Source organism: Shinella sp. JR1-6 (genome assembly GCF_004284735.1).
GTDB lineage: Bacteria > Pseudomonadota > Alphaproteobacteria > Rhizobiales > Rhizobiaceae > Shinella.
Genome location: NZ_SHMI01000013.1, coordinates 5,001 through 23,257 on the forward strand (window position 1 = coordinate 5,001; position 18,257 = coordinate 23,257).

The 18,257-nt window shown below is 65.0% G+C and carries 17 protein-coding genes (1 of these 17 only partly in view); 9 read left to right on the top strand and 8 right to left on the bottom strand.

Annotated features, from left to right (window positions below):
* The 3 genes from hrpB to EXZ48_RS20980 form a co-directional block, all read left to right on the top strand.
* Window positions 1-1,223: the final stretch of an ATP-dependent helicase HrpB gene (gene hrpB, locus EXZ48_RS20970; protein ID WP_130518034.1), read on the top strand. The gene continues 1,246 nt to the left of window position 1, outside the view; only the last 1,223 of its 2,469 coding nucleotides appear in the window; its start codon lies beyond the left edge, outside the window; it ends in the stop codon at window positions 1,221-1,223.
* A gap of 221 nt (window positions 1,224-1,444) precedes the next feature.
* Window positions 1,445-2,746, top strand: coding sequence for an ActS/PrrB/RegB family redox-sensitive histidine kinase (locus EXZ48_RS20975; protein ID WP_050745400.1), 1,302 nt, complete (start codon window positions 1,445-1,447; stop codon window positions 2,744-2,746).
* A gap of 77 nt (window positions 2,747-2,823) precedes the next feature.
* Window positions 2,824-3,393 carry an ActR/PrrA/RegA family redox response regulator transcription factor gene (locus EXZ48_RS20980; RefSeq protein ID WP_023514408.1) on the top strand — a complete coding sequence of 190 codons (570 nt, stop codon included), beginning with the start codon at window positions 2,824-2,826 and terminating at the stop codon, window positions 3,391-3,393.
* A gap of 163 nt (window positions 3,394-3,556) precedes the next feature.
* Here EXZ48_RS20980 and EXZ48_RS20985 read toward each other — a convergent pair whose 3' ends face one another.
* On the bottom strand, window positions 3,557-4,087 hold the full coding sequence (locus EXZ48_RS20985) for an MmcB family DNA repair protein (protein ID WP_023514409.1): 531 nt from the start codon (window positions 4,085-4,087) through the stop codon (window positions 3,557-3,559).
* A gap of 368 nt (window positions 4,088-4,455) precedes the next feature.
* Between EXZ48_RS20985 and EXZ48_RS20990 the strand changes: the two genes are divergently transcribed.
* On the top strand, window positions 4,456-5,118 hold the full coding sequence (locus EXZ48_RS20990; protein WP_024270131.1) for a L,D-transpeptidase: 663 nt from the start codon (window positions 4,456-4,458) through the stop codon (window positions 5,116-5,118).
* 106 nt (window positions 5,119-5,224) lie between these two features.
* Here the strand turns inward: EXZ48_RS20990 and EXZ48_RS20995 are convergent, their stop codons facing one another.
* Together EXZ48_RS20995 and EXZ48_RS21000 are read right to left on the bottom strand one after the other, a co-directional pair.
* The gene (locus tag EXZ48_RS20995; RefSeq protein WP_130518036.1) at window positions 5,225-7,387 is read right to left on the bottom strand and encodes a malate synthase G; all 2,163 of its coding nucleotides are present in this window, start codon (window positions 7,385-7,387) and stop codon (window positions 5,225-5,227) included.
* 185 nt (window positions 7,388-7,572) lie between these two features.
* Complete coding sequence (locus EXZ48_RS21000; protein ID WP_130518038.1) at window positions 7,573-9,579, bottom strand: hydantoinase/oxoprolinase N-terminal domain-containing protein; 2,007 nt, start codon at window positions 9,577-9,579, stop codon at window positions 7,573-7,575.
* 140 nt (window positions 9,580-9,719) lie between these two features.
* Between EXZ48_RS21000 and EXZ48_RS21005 the strand changes: the two genes are divergently transcribed.
* The gene (locus EXZ48_RS21005; RefSeq protein WP_050745397.1) at window positions 9,720-10,274 is read left to right on the top strand and encodes a hypothetical protein; all 555 of its coding nucleotides are present in this window, start codon (window positions 9,720-9,722) and stop codon (window positions 10,272-10,274) included.
* On the opposite strand, the gene EXZ48_RS21010 is transcribed toward EXZ48_RS21005, so the two are convergent.
* The 5 genes from EXZ48_RS21010 to hslV all read right to left on the bottom strand — a co-directional run bounded on the left by EXZ48_RS21010 (window position 10,219) and on the right by hslV (window position 15,227).
* Window positions 10,219-11,625 (bottom strand): cytochrome P450, encoded by a 1,407-nt coding sequence (locus EXZ48_RS21010; protein WP_130518184.1) that lies wholly within the window; start codon window positions 11,623-11,625, stop codon window positions 10,219-10,221. The genes EXZ48_RS21005 and EXZ48_RS21010 overlap by 56 nt on opposite strands.
* A gap of 112 nt (window positions 11,626-11,737) precedes the next feature.
* Complete coding sequence (locus EXZ48_RS21015; RefSeq protein WP_023512674.1) at window positions 11,738-12,685, bottom strand: DUF1402 family protein; 948 nt, start codon at window positions 12,683-12,685, stop codon at window positions 11,738-11,740.
* Between the two features lie 176 nt (window positions 12,686-12,861).
* Window positions 12,862-14,172 (bottom strand): ATP-dependent protease ATPase subunit HslU, encoded by a 1,311-nt coding sequence (gene hslU / locus EXZ48_RS21020; protein WP_023512673.1) that lies wholly within the window; start codon window positions 14,170-14,172, stop codon window positions 12,862-12,864.
* A gap of 13 nt (window positions 14,173-14,185) precedes the next feature.
* On the bottom strand, window positions 14,186-14,680 hold the full coding sequence (locus tag EXZ48_RS21025) for a GNAT family N-acetyltransferase (protein WP_023512672.1): 495 nt from the start codon (window positions 14,678-14,680) through the stop codon (window positions 14,186-14,188).
* Window positions 14,667-15,227, bottom strand: coding sequence for an ATP-dependent protease subunit HslV (gene hslV / locus EXZ48_RS21030; protein WP_023512671.1), 561 nt, complete (start codon window positions 15,225-15,227; stop codon window positions 14,667-14,669). Before hslV ends, EXZ48_RS21025 begins: the two co-directional genes overlap by 14 nt.
* 245 nt (window positions 15,228-15,472) lie before the next feature.
* On the opposite strand from hslV, the gene EXZ48_RS35800 reads away from it, so the two are divergent.
* From EXZ48_RS35800 to hisH, 4 genes are all read left to right on the top strand, one after another.
* Window positions 15,473-15,601 carry a hypothetical protein gene (locus EXZ48_RS35800; RefSeq protein ID WP_023512670.1) on the top strand — a complete coding sequence of 43 codons (129 nt, stop codon included), beginning with the start codon at window positions 15,473-15,475 and terminating at the stop codon, window positions 15,599-15,601.
* An 823-nt stretch (window positions 15,602-16,424) separates the two neighbouring features.
* Window positions 16,425-17,018, top strand: a complete 594-nt coding sequence (gene hisB, locus EXZ48_RS21035; protein ID WP_023513689.1) for an imidazoleglycerol-phosphate dehydratase HisB — start codon at window positions 16,425-16,427, stop codon at window positions 17,016-17,018.
* Between the two features lie 124 nt (window positions 17,019-17,142).
* Window positions 17,143-17,613, top strand: a complete 471-nt coding sequence (locus EXZ48_RS21045; RefSeq protein ID WP_023513688.1) for a DUF2628 domain-containing protein — start codon at window positions 17,143-17,145, stop codon at window positions 17,611-17,613.
* Window position 17,614: 1 nt separating this feature from the next.
* Entirely contained in the window at window positions 17,615-18,256 is a 642-nt protein-coding gene (hisH, locus tag EXZ48_RS21050) for an imidazole glycerol phosphate synthase subunit HisH (RefSeq protein WP_130518042.1), read from the top strand.
* The last annotated feature ends 1 nt before the right edge of the window (window position 18,257 follow it).

Genomic DNA, 18,257 nt, shown 5'->3' on the forward strand with positions numbered 1-18,257 from the left:
CCGGAAAACGCATCCGGGAGCTGGCGCTGCCGCCACGGCTGGCGGCCATGATCCTGCATGCCGCCGAAGACGGCCAGCAAGGGGCCGCGGCGCGCCTCGCCGTGCTCCTGACCGAACAGGGCCTCGGCGGACCGGCCGTCGATATCGAGGAGCGCCTGCGCCGCTTCTCCGGCGAACGCGGCGAGCGGGCCGAGGCGGCGCGGAAACTCGCCCAGCGTATGGCCGAGGGTTTCGGCGCGACGAAGGGTGGCACGGTCCCGGCCCCCGGTGCCCTGCTGCTGCATGCCTTTCCCGATCGCGTCGCCCTGCAGCGGGGTGGCCGGGGGCGGTTCGTCATGGCGAACGGGCGCGGGGCGGAGCTGCCGGAGACCGAGCGGCTCGCCGGCGCCGACATGATCGTCGTCGCCGACCTCACCGGGCAGGCCGGGCGGCAACGCATTCTCGCCGCGGCGGAAATCGACCGCGCGGATGTCGAGGCGGAACTCGCCGAAACCATCGTACGGGAGGACCAGTGCGTCTTCGACCGCGCTAGCCGCCAGGTGCGCGCGCGCCGGGTCGTGCGTCTCGGCGCAATGATTCTCGAGGAGGCACCACTCCCGCGGCCAAGCGGACCAAAGGCAGCGCTGGCGCTGGCCGACGGGATACGCCAGCTCGGCCTTGCCGTGCTGCCCTTTTCCCGCGAGACGGCGCAATTGCGCGACCGCATCGGCTTCCTCCACCGCTCGATCGGCGCACCCTGGCCGGATACCGGCGACGAGGCGCTGCTTGCGACACTCGACAGCTGGTTCGTGCCGTTCCAGGAAAACAGCCGCAGCCTCGAAGAGGTGAAGCCCGCAAGCCTCCAGGAAGGGCTGATGGCGCTGGTGCCCTATGAGGTGCAGCGCGACCTCGCCCGGCTGGCACCCACTCATTTCGAGGCGCCGACCGGCCAGCGCCACCCGATCCGCTACGATGGCGACGAGCCGGTGCTGGCGATCCGCGTGCAGGAGCTCTTCGGCCTGAAGCAGCATCCGGCCGTGGCGGGCGGGCGGCTGCCACTGCTGCTCGAACTCCACTCCCCCGCACACCGGCTGATCCAGACGACGCGCGACCTGCCCGGTTTCTGGGCCGGCTCCTGGCGCGACGTCAGGGCGGATATGCGCGGGCGCTATCCGAAACACCCCTGGCCGGAGGACCCGGCAGACGCCCTGCCGACGACGCGCGCCAAGCCGCGCGGAACGTGATCGCGCAACTTCCGGCGATTGCCGGAGGTTTTGCGTCGGAAATTGCAGAAAGACAAATCGTTCCGGGCATCTCGCAGTTTAGAGCCATTCCGGCAAAGTGCGCAGCGGCTTTGCATCTGCAATTGCTTCAGAACAAGCGGATGAAGCGCTTTCGCGATTCGAAGAAATGCGGAAATGCTCTAGAAGGGCGAATGCGGGTTCGCGAACGGAAGGAAGACGGGATGACGGGTTACCAGGACATCGACTTCGAGGGCTCCGGCCGGCGTCTGCGTCTCGAAACGATCATCCGGCTGCGCTGGCTGGCGGTCGCCGGTCAGTCGATCACGGTCATCGTCGTCGGGCTGTGGCTCGATTTTCCGCTGCCGCTGCTGCCGGCGGCGGTGCTGATCGCGCTGCTCGCCGCGGTCAACTTCTTCCTCGCCGTGCGCTTCGCCCCGACGCACCGGCTGACGCCCGCCTCCGCCTTCCTGCTGCTCGCCTTCGACCTCTGCCAGCTCACGGCGCTGCTTTTCATTACCGGCGGGCTTGCCAATCCCTTCGCACCGCTCGTCTGCGTGCCCGTCATCATCTCGTCCTCGCTGCAGCCGATCCGCTTCAGCCTGCCGCTCGGCCTGCTCTCGGTATTCGGCATCACGGCGCTTGCCTTCACGCCCTTTCCACTGCCCTGGTTTCCCGGCACGCTGCTGGTCGTGCCGCCGATCCTGACGGCCGGGCTCTGGTTCGCGATCGTGTCGACCACCGCCTTTGCCGCCTTCTACTCCTACCGCGTGTCGCAGGAGGCAGCGGAGCTTTCCGATGCGCTCGCGGCGACCGAACTCATCCTCCAGCGCGAAAAGCACCTTTCGCAACTCGACGGCCTGGCGGCGGCGGCAGCGCACGAGCTCGGCACGCCACTTGCCACGATCAGCGTCGTGGCCCGCGAAATGGAGCGTGAACTCGGCATGGACGACCGCTTCAAGGAAGACGTGCAGCTCCTGCGCAGCCAAAGCGAACGTTGCCGCGACATCCTGCGCCGTCTCACCACGCTTTCGGCAGCGGACGAGGCGCATATGCGCGTGCTGCCGCTCTCCTCGCTGCTGGAGGAGGTGCTGGCGCCGCACCGCGAATTCGGCATCCGCCTCAACCTCGTCGAAAACGGCGAGCGCGAGAACGAGCCGGTCGGCAGCCGCAATCCCGGCATTCTCTACGGTCTCGGCAATCTTATGGAAAACGCCGTCGACCATGCGCGCGAGGAGGTGACCATCACCGTCAGCCACACGGCGGAACGGGTGACGATCGTCATCGAGGACGACGGCGACGGCTATGCGGCGGACATCCTCCAGCGCATCGGCGATCCCTATGTCACCAAGCGCCAGCGCGACGAGCGGGCCGGCGGACTGGGGCTCGGGTTGTTCATCGCCAAGACGCTGCTGGAACGCTCCGGCGCGAAACTGACCTTTGCCAACCGCACCGGCGACCGGCCGGGCGCCCGCGTGTCGGTCGATTGGCCGCGGGGCCGCATGGAGGCGAAGGCCGCAAAATGACTTTACCCACCCCGACTTACGGGTGATAAGCTGATCCTCATCAAGAATGGACGAAATTCGGCCACGAAAGACGAAAAATGGCAGAAAACACCGAACCTCATGCGGCAACCGACGATATCGGGCCCGATCCTTCCCTTCTCCTCGTCGATGACGACGCGCCGTTCCTGCGCCGCCTTGCGCGCGCCATGGAGACGCGGGGCTTTGCCGTCGATACGGCCGAGTCGGTTGCCGAGGGCATCGCCAAGGCCAAGACAAACCCGCCGAAATTCGCCGTGGTCGATCTCAGGCTCGGCGACGGCAGCGGCCTCGACGTCATCGCCGCCATCCGCCAGCGCCGCGACGACACGCGCATCATCATGCTGACCGGCTACGGCAACATCGCGACGGCCGTGAACGCCGTGAAGCTCGGCGCGGTCGATTATCTCGCCAAGCCGGCGGATGCCGACGACATCTTCGCCGCACTGACGCAGCGCCCGGGCGAGAAGGTGGAACTGCCGGAAAACCCGATGTCGGCAGACCGCGTGCGCTGGGAGCATATCCAGCGCGTCTATGAGATGTGCGACCGCAACGTCTCCGAGACCGCCCGCCGCCTCAACATGCACCGCCGCACGCTGCAGCGCATCCTCGCCAAGCGCGCGCCGAAATAGGCTCGGACTTCGGGGGCCCTCATCCGGCCCTTTGGGCCACCTTCTCCCCGTCGGGGAGAAGGAAGAGAAGGATGCGACCTCCCGTTTTTCCCTTCTCCCCTCGGGGAGAAGGTGGCGGCAGCCGGATGAGGGGCTCACCCCTCAAAAGCGCCTCAAAGCGATATCACACCGCCGCGTCGCGCTCTCCTGCAACGATGGCCGACATATCAGCCCCCTCGCCCCTTGTATCCGCCGCGAACTCCGCCAGCATCAGCCGGGCCGCGGCGACGCGGGCAAAGGCGAAGGTGACGGATTTTCGCGTCGGCGCCGGCAGCTTGTGCTCCGGCGCCTCGCGGATGATGTGGGCGCCGTAGCCATCCGAGAGGATGAGGCCGCAATCCTCCGGGAAGATATCGAGCGGCACTTCCTTGTGGGTGGCGAAGAACAGCCGGTCCGAGTGACGCCGGTAATCCGGCCATTTGCGGTCCACCCTGAAATCCTCGATCGACGTCTTGATCTCGACAATCCAGATCTCGCCCCTGTCGGAGAGGCTGATGAGGTCCGCGCGCCGGCCGCTGGCCAGCGTCAACTCGGGCAGCACCGCATGGCGCATCTCCGTCAGCATGCGCTGCACGCCGCGGCGCACCATCATGGCCCGGTCGGACTGGCGTCCGTCGACCAGCGGATTGTCATTGTGAATGGAAACGATCGTCATGGGGCACCCTCGGCGAATCGCATTCTATCCGCAAATGCGCCCGGCGAAAAAGTTAAGGGCGCCACGTGATTCGGAGCGCGCGAAAGACTCTCTTAACCGCGCCACACGGATCCTGTGCGGCTTCGGGCCAGCGCTGCGGAAGACCATTGAACAGGCCGGAAAGGCGTGCTTGTCCTGATCCGGACGCGGAGAAAGCGGCAGGCGGGCAGGTCTTGTTGTTGCAAAAAAACAATCACCGGCCTTTTTGCTCAAGTGCAGGCCCGCGCCGGAGCACACAGACTTGCATTGACTGGTTTAATCGAAAATAAACCATAATCGATGAAAGTTCCGCGGCTCGGAACTTCTTAATTTCCTATCAAGAGACTCACATGCGCTTCCGCAATGCCCTCCTTCTGTGCGGCCTCGCAGCAGCCGTCACGCTCGCCGGTTGCTCCTCCTCCTCGACCTCGCTTCCGGGCGAAAAGGTGGCGACCAATGCTATCTTCACATCGGAATATGGCCCTGTTGAGGACAACGGCTATTCCCTGCCGGGTATCCCGATCAACAAGGTGAACACCAAGTTCCACCGCCAGATCGTCGACTACGCGACCAAGGAAAAGCCCGGTACGATCGTCGTCAACACGCCGAACCGCTTCCTTTATTATGTGCTGCCCGGCGGCAAGGCCGTGCGTTACGGCATCGGCGTCGGCAAGGCGGGCTTTGCCTGGCAGGGCGAGGCCTACATCGCCTGGAAGCAGGAATGGCCGACCTGGCATCCGCCGGAAGAAATGGCCGTCCGTCGTCCCGATGTCGCCCGCTACGTCAAGGAAGGCATGGGCCCGGGCCTGAAAAACCCGCTCGGCGCACGCGCGCTCTATCTCTTCAACGAGCAGGGCAAGGACACGCTGTTCCGCCTGCACGGCACGCCGGAATGGGCCTCCATCGGCACGGCCGCCTCGTCGGGCTGCATCCGCCTGATGAACCAGGACATCATCGACCTTTACAAGCGCGTCCGCCCCGGCAAGGGCGCCCGCGTCGTCGTCCAGCAGTAAGCGGAAAAAATCCGCTTAAGAAAGAAGCCGCCGGATCGCTCCGGCGGCTTCTTTTGTTTTGGGCGCTTCCGGCAGGGACAAAACCCTGCCGGCGCGAAAAGCGGGATCAGGCCGCAGCGGCCTTCAGCTCCAGGCGGCGGCGGTGCAGGACCGGCTCGGTATAGCCGTTCGGCTGCTCGCGGCCCTTCAGGACAAGATCGAGCGCCGCCTGATAGGCGATGGAACCGTCGAAGTTACCGGCCATCGGACGATAGAGCGGATCACCGGCATTCTGCCCGTCGACGACGGCGGCCATGCGCTGCATGGTCTCCTCGATCTGCGCTTCCGTGACGACGCCGTGGTGTAGCCAGTTGGCCATGTGCTGGGCGGAGATGCGCAGCGTGGCGCGGTCTTCCATCAGGCCGACATTGTTGATGTCGGGCACCTTGGAGCAGCCGACGCCCTGGTCGACCCAGCGCACGACATAGCCGAGAATACCCTGCGCATTGTTGTCGAGCTCGCGCTGGATTTCCTCCGGCGTCCAGTTCGGCCGGACGGCGACCGGCACCGAGAGGATATCGGAGAGCTTTGCCCGCGGGCGGGAGCGCAGCGTCGCCTGAACCTCAGCGACATTGACCTTGTGGTAGTGCGTCGCATGCAGCGTCGCGGCCGTCGGCGAGGGAACCCAGGCGGTGTTGGCGCCGGCCTTCGGATGGGCGATCTTCTGTTCCAGCATGGCGGCCATCAGGTCGGGCATGGCCCACATGCCCTTGCCGATCTGCGCATGGCCGGACAGGCCGCATTCGAGGCCGATATCGACGTTCCAGTTCTCGTAGGCGCCGATCCAGGCGGCCTGCTTCATGTCGCCCTTGCGGATCATCGGGCCCGCTTCCATCGAGGTGTGGATCTCGTCGCCCGTGCGGTCGAGGAAGCCGGTGTTGATGAAGACGACGCGCTCCTTGGCGGCGCGGATCGCTTCCTTGAGGTTGACCGTCGTGCGGCGCTCCTCGTCCATGATGCCCATCTTCATGGTGTTCGGCGCCATGCCGACGGCAGCCTCGACGCGGCCGAACAGCTTGCTGGCAAAGGCAACCTCTTCCGGCCCGTGCATCTTCGGCTTGACGACATACATCGAGCCTTCGCGCGAATTCTTGCGGCGGCCGTTCGGGCCGACATCGTGCAGCGCGATCAGCGCCGTCACCATGGCATCCATGATGCCCTCGGGAACCTCGTTGCCCTCGCGATCGCGGATCGCCGGGTTGGTCATGAGGTGCCCGACATTGCGCACCAGCATCAGCGAGCGGCACTTGACCTCGAAGGGCGAGCCGTCCGGCGCGGTGTAGGTGAAGTCGCTGTAGAGCTTGCGCTCGACCGTCTCGCCACCCTTGGTGAACGTCTCCTTCAGGTCGCCCTTCATCAGGCCGAGCCAGTTGCGATAGACGAGGATCTTGTCCTCGGCATCGACAGCCGCGACCGAATCCTCACAGTCCATGATCGTCGTCAGTGCCGCTTCGACATTGACGCCGGCAATGCCGGCCGGATCGGTCTTGCCGATTTCGAAGTCGCGATTTATCAGGATCTCGATGCCAAGGCCATTGTTCTTCAAAAGCAGATGGCGCCAGCCGCCGTCGCCTTCCGCATGGCCGGCATACTGTTCCGGCCGCTTCAGCGAAACGGCGCGGTCGCCTGCGGAAAGGCGCAGGTCCGCACCGGCCTCGATACCGGTGAGGTCGGCCCAGCGGGCGCCCTCGAGCGGAGCCGCCTCGTCGAGGAAGGCCTTGGCCCAGGCGATGACCTTCTCGCCACGCTTGGGATTGTAACCCTTGCCCTTTTCCGCACCGTCCGTTTCCGGGATCACATCCGTGCCGTAGAGCGCATCGTAGAGCGAGCCCCAGCGCGCATTGGCAGCGTTCAGGGCGTAGCGTGCATTCATGACGGGAACGACAAGCTGCGGGCCGGCGAGGCTGGCGATCTCGGGATCGACATTGTCCGTCGTCACCTTGAATTCACCGCCTTCCGGCAGCAGGTAGCCGATCTCGCGCAGGAAGGCCTCATAAGCCGCCATGTCCACCGGCGCGCCGTTGGCGCGGTACCAGGCGTCGATCTTCTCCTGCAGCACGTCGCGCTTGGCCAGCAGCGCGCGGTTTTCCGGCGCAAGGTCGTGCACGATGGCGGAAAACTCATCGAAGAAACGCGCTGCGTCCACGCCCGTGCCGGGAAGCGCCTCCGTGACGATGAAATCATGTAGGTCGCGGTCGATCGAAAGACCGGCTTTCTCGATATAGGTCATGTAAAAAACTCCGAATGACGGGACGAGGGGGGAGTATCCCGAATGCTGCCACTTTCCGGAGACGGGCATGCATAGTCAATTCGGCAATGACATAAAGAATTTATTCCCGTTCGGATAAAATCATACGATAGGCGCGCGCCGACCGCCGCGAAAGGCAGCCGGCGGGGCCAAAGAACGGGAGACCGTCAGCTCTCGTGCGCAATGCGCGGCCGGCCGCTGGCGATCGCGGTGAAGCGTGCCTCCATGAGCTTGCGGCGGCCTTCCACCTCCGGCGCGTCGATCTCCTCGGTGAACGTCACCGCCGGCTCGTCCGCACCGTTGATCCGGGCCGCGGTGAGCGCCGCCGTCATCGCCCGCTCCTTCGCCAGCGCGAAGGCCTCGCTTTCGTCGATGAAGCGCGCGCTTTCGCCCGTGCCGCCGACGATGAAGATGCCCTCTTCCGGCATGGTCACGAAGACCGTGACCATGGTGCGCACCTGACCCACCACCGCGCCGACCGCATTGGCAACGCCGGCGTCGGCGGGAATGGCCGATTCGGCGCCCAGCATGTCGGCGATGGCGGGATAATAGACCGGCGCCGAGGCACCGAGGCCGACGAGTGGCCGGTCGAGCGCGACGCGGAACCGCACGATGCCCGGCACGCGGTGCAGCGCGCGGTCGATCGTCAGCGAATGGACCGGATCGATCGCCCCTGCCCCGTCATCGGCAAGACAGGCCGACAGGATGACATCGGCCGACTGCCGGGTAAGGCGATCGACGAGGACGCGCGCCAGGGCTTCCGGACTGTCGGCGATCGGCCGGCCGGAACCGTCCCGCGTGCGGGCGGCGATCTCCAGTCCGAGACGGGCGGCCGTGGCATCCCACTGCCCCTGGCCGCCGAGCACATGCATGGCGTCGGAGGGTGTGATGCCGCAGATATGCACGAGGCCGCGCGCAACCAGCCGGTCGAGCGTCACCTTCTGCAACATGGTGGCGAGCAGCCCTTCCAGCGGAAGCGGCACCATGCCGATCTTCTCGTAAAGTGCCTGTTCCTGCGGCTGGAGGCCACTCGCCAGCCGTTCCGGCACGCCGGTGCGCACAGCGAAGCGTCCATCGTGCCGCCCGGCATGGGGCGCGCGCATCTGGCGCTCCAGCACCGGGACGATTGCATCCGGATGCAGCGCCGAGGCAAGGCTCAGCGGCATGAAGCGGCGCGGCCCAAGCTCGATCTTCGCCTTCAGGCCGCGATCGTTGATGCGGACTTCCGAATCGCCGCCGAGGCCGAAGGTGCGCATGGCGACCGCCTCGACCATGGTGCGATAGCCGCCGACGACGGCGCCTTCCGCATCGAGCTTCGGCCGCCCGCCGTCGAGCACCGCCACATCCGTCGTCGTGCCGCCGATATCGGAGACGATGGCATTGTCGAGCCCGGTCAGGTGCCGCGCGCCGACGAGGCTGGCTGCCGGGCCGGACAGGATCGTCTCGATCGGCCGCAGCCGCGCCTCGGCCGCCGCGATCAGCGCCCCGTCACCGCGCACCACCATCATCGGCACATGGATGCCGCGACGGTCGAGATAGTCCTCGCAGGCGCCGATCAGCCTGTCGATCATCGAGACGAGGCGGGCATTGAGCAGCGTCGTCAGCGCCCGGCGCGGCCCGCCGAGCTTGGAGGAAAGTTCGTGGCTGCAGGTAACGGGCAGGTGCGAGACCTCGCGGATGCGCGCACGAACCCGTTCCTCGTGCGCCGGATTGCGCACGGCGAAATAGCCGGCGACGGCAAAGGAGGAGACGGTCTCGGCAAGGACCGGCAGGGCGTCGTCGAGTGCGCTCATGTCGAGCGCCGTCTCGTCGCCATGCACATTGTGCCCGCCGGGCAGGAACAGCACCGGGTCGTTGCCGAGCGCATCGGCAAGGCCGTCGCGCTTCAGGTCCTCGGGACCGAAGCCGATCATGACAAGGCCGGCGCGGCCGCCCTGCCCTTCCACCAGGGCGTTGGTCGCCAGCGTGGTGGAGAGCGAGACGAGGCCGATGGCCGAGACGGGAGCCTTTGCCGCTTCCAGCACCGCTTCGACGGCACCGGAAATACCGACCGAGAGATCGTGGCGGGTGGTGAGTGCCTTGGCGCGGGCGACGACGCCGGCGGTTTCACTGTAGAGCACGGCGTCCGTGTAGGTGCCGCCGGTATCGATGCCGAGTAACAAATGGTCTGCCACGAGAATTCTTCCGTACCGCCTGCCGTCTCTTTTCAAAGCAGGCCGTGAATGGTGTTATTGCCTGAGGTGTTATGACATGTCCGGGCCGAATGCCACCATTCCCCCGGCGACATAAGGTGAAAGAACGAGGAGCGTACCCTGTGATCGACCCCACCCCGCGAAAGCCGCTTCTGGCTGCCCTTCTTCTCGGCGCCGCGCTTCTGGCCGGCAGCCAGCCCGTCGCCGCCCAGGAGGAGAACGACGAGCAACAGTACCAGGCGCAGATCCCCGACGTCTCTGTCTACAAGGCGATGCTGGATGCCAACAAGCAGACGGGCTGGGTGCAGTTCCGCAATTTCGCCGACCAGCAGCTGATCTATTTCACCACGCTGCAGACAATGCATTGCCGCCTGTCGGAGATCCGCTATTCGATCAACAACGACACGCTCGACCAGCGCTTTCCGCTGGCCAAATGTGACCCTGAACTGCCCTTCAACCTGCCGTCGGACGAAACGCAGAACTGGATCTATATCGATCTGAAACCGGGCGAGGCGGAAACCATCGCCGTGCAGGCGGTCTGGGACGACGGCAGCGGCAGCGAGATCGTCGTCTACCAGCCCTGCAAGAACCCGGAAGCGACCTGCGCAGCGATCAAGACCATCAAGAAATCGAAGAAGCGTCTCGACGAGCCGTCACCCGCAACGCCAGTCCGTTAGCCGGCTGCGTCGTCAGGCGCTGCACGGGCCAGGGCCGCGTGTTTTCCGTCATGTCGAAACGGAAACGGCGCATCAGAACGCCGAGCGCGATGATCGCCTCCTGCATGGCGAAGGTCGCGCCGATGCAGATGCGCGGCCCGGCGCCGAAAGGCAGGTACTGGAAACGGTGGATCGCTTCGCGGTTTTCCGGGAGGAACCGTTCCGGCATATAGGCGCGCGGCTTCTGCCAGAGCAGTGCGTGGCGGTGCAGCGTCCAGGGCATGACGAGGATGGTGACGTCCTTGGGGATCTCCACCCTTTCGCCCTTAGGGCTCACCCAGACATCGTCGGCGATCGCCTCGCGGTTGATCGAGGGCGCCGGCGGATAGAGCCGCATCGCCTCCTCGAAGGCGGCGCGCGTCCAGGGCATGCGGTCGAGCCAATCGACGGGGTCAGCGCCGCTCGACAGCACCCGGTCGATCTCCTCTTCCATCGCGTCCCGCACATGCGGCGAATTGGCGACACAGTAGAGCGTCCAGGCGAGCGCCCGCGCCGTCGTCTCGTGGCCGGCGCCGATGAAGGTGAGGATATTGTCCTCCACCTCCTCCATGGTCAGCCCCTCCGGCCCCGCCGCGCGCAAAAGCAGGGTTAGGAAGTCGTTCGGCGCGGCTTCATCGTCCTTCATGCGCCCAAGACGCAGATCCATCGTGTCGCGCACGATCCCGCGGAACTTCTTCAGCACCTTCAGCCCGCCGATCCGCGTCACGCGCGGCACCCAGGACGGCGCGCGCAGGAGATCCATGGGATCGACGCGGCCCATCGAATGCAGGAGGTCCTCGACATCGTCGGCAAAACTTTCCGACTGGGTGACGATCTCCCCGGAAAACAGCGTCTCGGAGAGGATGGCGAAGGCGAGCTCCGTCATGTCGTTGCCGATGTCGAAGACCGTGCCGTCCGATCCTTCGTATTTCTGCGCATAGAGCTCGGACTGCGCCAGCATCTGGCTGGCAAAGCCCTTGGCATGGCGCGGCGTGAAGATCGGCGCGACGGCCTTGCGCGAGCGGCGCCACACCCCGCCCTCGGCCGTCAGCAGCCCGTCGCGCAGGATCGGGCGCAGCACGAGCTGGCGCACCACGGCCATCTTGTAGTTCTGGGCATTGTCGACGAGCAGGTACTTGATCAGGCCGGGATCGTTGACGATCAGCGTCTTCTCGCCGAAGAAGCTCGTCATGATCCAGGGCAGCGTATAGGAGGGCTCGCCCCAGAGCTCCAGCGGATTGCGGAACACGGTGCGGATGATCTCGAGCTTCGAGGGCGGCACGGTGCGCGGAATCGGCGCCGGCGGTTCGAACGGCTCGGGGCGCATGTCCATCATCGGGCTCCTTTCAATCGGCTCTTCGTGGAAGGTGAGCCGAGAGGTAGGCCGAAGTTAGAGCAATTCCATCAAAAGTGCTTGAGCGTTCTGCGTCCGGACTTCTGGAAAACTAGAGCAGGCCCTGGAGTTCCGCCAGCTTGTCGTTGATCAGCCAGCCGTAATAGTTCTCCTCCGGCCAGGTCACTTCGCCGGAGGCGCGGCGTGCGGCAAAGGCGGCGGCGCGCGCATCGGGATTGCCGATATTGTAGAGCGTCGCCGTCAGCCCCGGATTCTTCGAAATATCGACACCGGCGATCGTCTTGTAGGCGTCGATCGAGCGGCGGATCGAGGCGGCCATGTAGGCAAGCGAGATATCGGGATCCATGATCGCCTGGTAGACGCCGGCCGCATCGTTCTCGTCGAGCCGGTCATAGCCGGAAATGCGTGCGACGTCGTCCGTCAGCGTCAGCGCCGTCAGCGGATTGATCTGGCCGAGCCCGAAGGTCTGGCCGGCGTAGAAGGGCTGGAAGAACACCGCGCTGAAGCGGTTGTTCGGGAAGGACGTGCCGCCGACCGTGCGGCCCTTGAACGTGCGGTTCCACACCGTCTCGCGGCAGGTCCAGAGCGCATAGGAGCCCTTCTTGTCGGCGCATTTGGCAAATTCCGGCCGGTCGACGAAGTCGGCAACGTTTTCGCCGTCATAGGCGAAGCGGAACGAGCCGGTATAGGACGCCGCCTTCACATAATAGCTCTGCAGCCGGTCATAGGCGTCGACATTGTAGGTATGCTCGCCGACGATCGCGCCGACCATATGGATCGGCGCAATGCCGTATTTGCCGGCAATGGACTTGATCTTGCCGGTCAGCTGCCCGTCATTGGCGATGAGATCGCGCACCTTCTCGTATTTCGCATCGAAGGAGGTCTTGCCCGCCTTGGTGCGGCGCGTCGAGGCGCCCGGGATCTGCGGCTGCTCGGCATTGCGGTTGCCGGATGGCACCACATCGATCGCCAGGGCCGTTGTCTGGCTCTGGACAAGGAGGGCGGCTGCAAGGGCAAGCACGGAAATGAGCTGTCGCACGGGTCCGGTTCCGTCTTCTCGTAATGTCGGCATGGCAAGACCGATGCAACGCAAACATGTCGGAATGATGCCAAAATGCGTGCCATGCCTAGGCCGCACGGCGCCTCCTGTCGAGAGGCCTTGCCTGCAAAAATCCGGCACCGGCGGCCGCAAGGGCGGCCACCGGTGCGCAAACGTCACAGAATGTAGCGCGACAGGTCGGTATTGGCGGCAAGCGCGCCGACATGCTTGTGCACGTAGGCGGCGTCGATGAGGAGCTTGTTGCCGCCCTTGTCCGGCGCCTCGAAGGAGATCTCGTCGAGTACCCGCTCCATCACCGTCTGGAGACGCCGCGCGCCGATATTCTCGACGCTCGCATTGAGCTGCACCGCGACATCGGCCAGCGCGTCGATACCGTCCTCGGTAAAATCGAGCTCGACGCTTTCCGTCGCCATCAGCGCCTTGTACTGGCGGATGAGGCTCGCCTCCGTCTCCGTGAGGATGCGGCGGAAGTCCTCCTTCGTCAGCGCGCGCAGTTCGACGCGGATCGGCAGGCGGCCCTGCAGCTCGGGCAGGAGGTCTGACGGCTTGGAGACGTGGAAAGCACCGGAGGCGATGAAGAGGATGTGATCCGTCTTGACCGGCCCGTACTTCGTCGCAACCGTCGTGCCCTCGACGAGCGGCAGCAGGTCGCGCTGCACGCCCTCGCGGGAGACGCCCGCACCCATGCCGCCATCGCGCGCCGCGATCTTGTCGATCTCGTCGATGAAGACGATGCCGTCGTTTTCGGCCGAGCGGATCGCCTCGCGCTGGATCTGCTCGTTGTCGAGCAGCTTGTCGGATTCGTCGTCGATCAGGATCTTGTAGCTGTCCTTGACCGTCGTCTTGACCTTCTTGGTGCGCCCGCCCATCGCCTTGCCGAACATTTCGGAAAGGTTCAGCACGCCGATATTGGCGCCGGGCATGCCGGGGATCTCGAAGCCGCCGGGCATGCCGCCGCCCGTATCGGCAACGTCGATCTCGATTTCCTTGTCGTCGAGTTCGTTGCCGCGCAGCTTTTTACGGAACGAATCGCGCGTTGCAGGCGAGGCCGTCGCGCCGACCAGCGCATCGAGCACCCGTTCCTCGGCATTCATATGGGCCTTGGCCGTCACCTCGGTACGCTTCTTCTCGCGCACCAGGCCGATGCCGACCTCGACGAGGTCGCGCACGATCTGCTCGACATCGCGGCCGACATATCCGACCTCGGTGAACTTGGTCGCCTCGACCTTGACGAAGGGCGCACCGGCAAGCTTGGCAAGGCGCCGCGAAATCTCGGTCTTGCCGACGCCCGTCGGCCCGATCATCAGGATGTTCTTCGGCATCACCTCGTCGCGCAGGTCCGGCTCCAGCTGGTGGCGGCGCCAGCGGTTGCGGAGCGCGATGGCGACAGCGCGCTTGGCGTCATGCTGGCCGATAATGTAGCGGTCGAGTTCGGAAACGATCTCGCGGGGGGAAAAGTTAGACATCAGCTTTCCGTTTCTAGCAACGGTCCCGGGCCATCATCAGCGCCGGTCCGTCCTCAGTCATGCGTTGATCGAAAGCATGGAATCCGGCCTTTTCATAGGCCCGGATGGCATGCGCATTGTCGGGATGCGGATCGAGCACGACCCGTTCCATCCCCTCGGCGAAAACCCTTTGCACAAAGGCTTCGATCATCGCCGGCCCGTGGCCGATACCGACCATGTCGGCAGGGCCGATGAACTGGTCGATGCCGACGGTGCGTTCGGGCCGGTCGCCGAAGGACAGATCGTCCGCCGCGATCCGGTAACATTGCAGATAGGCAAATTCCTTTCCATCATGGAGCACGATGAAGGACTCCATCGACGGCTCGTCGAAATCCGCCTTGATGCCGGCGACTTCGTCCGCCGGTTCGCCCCACCAGCGCCGGACATGCGGCACGTTCAGCCACCGTTCCAGCATCGGCAGGTCGGCGTCCGTAACCGGCCGGAAGGCGTAGGCCCTATCGGTCGGCATCCAGCGTCTCGACCACGAAATTGTGGTTGGTGTAGACGCAGATGTCGCCGGCGATCTGCATGGCGCGCCGCGCGATCTCTTCCGCCGACTTGTCCGTATCCATCAGCGCGCGGGCCGCGGCATAGGCATAGTTGCCGCCCGAGCCGATCGCCATGGTGCCGTGTTCCGGCTCCAGCACGTCGCCATTGCCGGTCAGCGCCAGCGTGACGGACTTGTCGGCGACCAGCATCATCGCCTCGAGCCGGCGCAGATAGCGGTCGGTGCGCCAGTCCTTGGCAAGCTCGACGGCCGCGCGCATCAACTGGTCGGGATATTGCTCGAGCTTGGCTTCGAGCCGTTCGAGCAGCGTGAAGGCGTCCGCCGTGGCGCCGGCAAAACCGGCAATGACATCGCCCTTGGCAAGGCGGCGCACCTTGCGCGCATTGCTTTTCATCACGGTCTGGCCAAGGCTCACCTGGCCATCGCCCGCCATCACCACCTTGCCGTCCTTGCGGACGGTGATGATCGTCGTGGCATGCATGGAAGCGTAGGGATTGTGTTCACTCATGAATAGACCTCTGGGGCCCGGAGACCGGGCGGGTACCGCCAGCGAGACGGCTTCGTTACGTCCTATGTAAGCGGCGTTTCGGCAATTGCAAACGCCGGCGGCCTCCTTGGCACCCCTCCGCCGCCAGGCCGCTGCGCGACCCCTTACGGCACCGCCGCGGGTCTGCGTCTCACTGCAAAATAAACCTTGCTTTCCCCGTGCGATGAGCAGGTTATGGTCTCCCGTCAACAAAAGGGGTTACGGCAATGGCCAAAGGACAGGTTCGCAGCAACAAGGAAACGCGCAAACCCAAGAAGGACAAGGTGGCAGCCAAAGCCGCACCCACTCTGGGCTCGCAGGTGAAGAACAGCGAGAGCGCAACGAAGAAGAAGTGAGGTGGCGGCGGGCGATGCCGGCATGCTTGCATCGCTCTCCCCAACCCGCACGCCCCTCCTACCCCCCTCCTCCGTCATCCTCGGGCTTGACCCGAAGATCCACTCCTCACGGCACACCGGAGGATGTGACATGGATCCTCGGGTCAAGCCCGAGGATGACGGAGGGTGTGGCAACGGCTTCCCAATGTGGCGACCTGCCTGATCACGCCGGCGTCGATCCCCACTTCTGCCCTTTTTTACACCCCGATTTTCCCCGTCTCCAAAACCCGTCCTATCCTGAACGTCCTTTCGCCGCCGGACGGATCGCGTAACGTGTCGATGCGGGCGGGAGGAGGCGCTTTCGATGTCCGCCGAAACGTACGGCGGGGGCGAAAGAGGCGTGGAGCGCCACGGTGCCTCGCAGCCTTTCCCGTTCTCAGGGATCAGGCCAGCGGGTGAGCGCCGTGTGCGGAGCTTCCCCCTTCCCCGGGTCGCGGGGTCGGTTTGGGTCCGCCATGCAAGCAGGATGGTGGCGCATGCCCCCGAAAAGTGCGGAACGCGGTTTTCGGACAAGGCCTATGCGCCAACACACTGCGCAGCGAAGCCTGCCATGCCTGAAGGAGGATGAGACCACCTCCGAAGAACGTCTTGGGCCGCGCGAAAGCGAAGCCATCCATATACCCCTTCCAGAGGCAACGCTTTCGCGCGGTTCTCCGGACCGGACTGGTTTCAAACCCCGATGGGCGACCTGCGGGCCGTTTCCCCCTGCACCGAAAACCTGCGAAACACTGGCCTTTTCCCAAGAGCCCTGTTAAGGAGCGGCGACACTCTACCGGAGACCGCAATGAGCCGCACCGCCAGCGTTTCGCGCAAGACGAACGAGACCTCCGTCGCCGTCACCGTCAACATCGACGGCACCGGCACGTCGACCATTTCGACGGGCGTCGGTTTCTTCGATCATATGCTCGACCAGCTCGCGCGCCATTCGCTCATCGACATGGACATCAAGACCGAAGGGGACCTGCATGTCGACGACCACCACACGGTCGAAGACACCGGCATCGCTATCGGTCAGGCCATCGCCAAGGCGCTCGGCGACCGCCGCGGCATCACGCGCTACGCCTCGCTCGATCTCGCCATGGACGAGACGATGACCCGCGCTGCCGTCGATGTTTCCGGCCGCCCGTTCCTCGTGTGGAACGTCACCTTCTCCGCCCCGAAGATCGGCACCTTCGACACCGAGCTGGTGCGCGAGTTCTTCAACGCGCTCGCCCAGCACGCCGGCATCACGCTGCATATCCAGAACATCTACGGCGCGAACAACCATCATATCTCGGAGACGTGCTTCAAGGCCGTCGCGCGTGTGCTGCGCACCGCGACCGAGATCGATCCCCGCCAGGCGGGCCGCGTTCCCTCGACGAAGGGTTCGCTGGCCTGAAGCAATTCCAGCAAAAGTGTGAAGCGGTTTTGCGTCCGGAATTGCGTGAGAACCAACACTTGGATTGTTTGAGCATTTCGAAGAAAGGCACGAACAATCCGGGCATAGATGGAGGCCTGTCGATATGGCCACGTTCCTCTTTCTGATACCGCCGGGTGCAAAATCCCAGGATGAGAACGCCCGGATCATCCGTGATCGTTTTTCGTGGATCGCGTTCTTCGTACCGTTCCTCTGGCTGCTGTGGCATCGCGCGTGGCTGGCCGCAGCCCTTGTTTTCGCGCTCGCCGCGCTGGGCTCCGCCATTTCCGAGCATCCGGTCTTCGGCCTTGCCGGCCTCGGCATCTGCCTTGCGACCAATCTTCTCGTCGCGCTTGAAGGCCCCACGATGATCGTCGCCGGCCTGCGCCGGGCGGGCTGGACGGTGGACGCGGCCATAGCGGCAGACGACCGTGCAACGGCGGAAGAGATTTACTACATGGACATCAGGACCGGCGAACCGGAGACGCGTCACACCGTTTCCCTGCCGGCAGCCGAAACCTCCCCGCGCCGGCACGCTCCCATGCTCGGCCTCGTCGGTTTCAAGGAAGGACGCTGAGATGCGCGTTGCAATCATCGACTACGGTTCGGGCAACCTGCGCTCGGCCACCAAAGCCTTCGAACGCGCCGCGCGCGAAGCCGGCATCGATGCCGAAATCGACCTGACGGACAAGGCCGAGCGCGTCGCCAGCGCGGATCGCATCGTGCTGCCCGGCGTCGGCGCCTATGCCGATTGCCGCCGCGGCCTTGATGCCGTGCCCGGCATGGTCGAGGCGCTGCGCGAGACCGTCGAGGCGAAGGCCCGTCCCTTCCTCGGCATCTGCGTCGGCATGCAGCTCATGTCCTCGCGCGGCCTCGAAAAGACCACCACCGAAGGCCTCGGCTGGATCAGGGGCGATGTCGTCAGGATGACGCCCGACGATCCGGAGCTGAAAATTCCGCAGATCGGCTGGAACACGCTCACCCGCCGCTACGCGCATCCGCTCTTCGAGGGCATTCCGGAGACGCTGCACGCCTATTTCGTGCACTCCTACCACCTCGCGGCCGAAAACCCCGACGACGTGGTCGCGACCGTCGGCTACGGCGGCCCGATGACCGCCTTCGTCGCCGACGGCAACAAGGCCGGCGCGCAGTTCCATCCGGAAAAGAGCCAGTCGCTCGGCCTCGCCCTCATCACCAATTTCCTGCGCTGGAAGCCGTAAC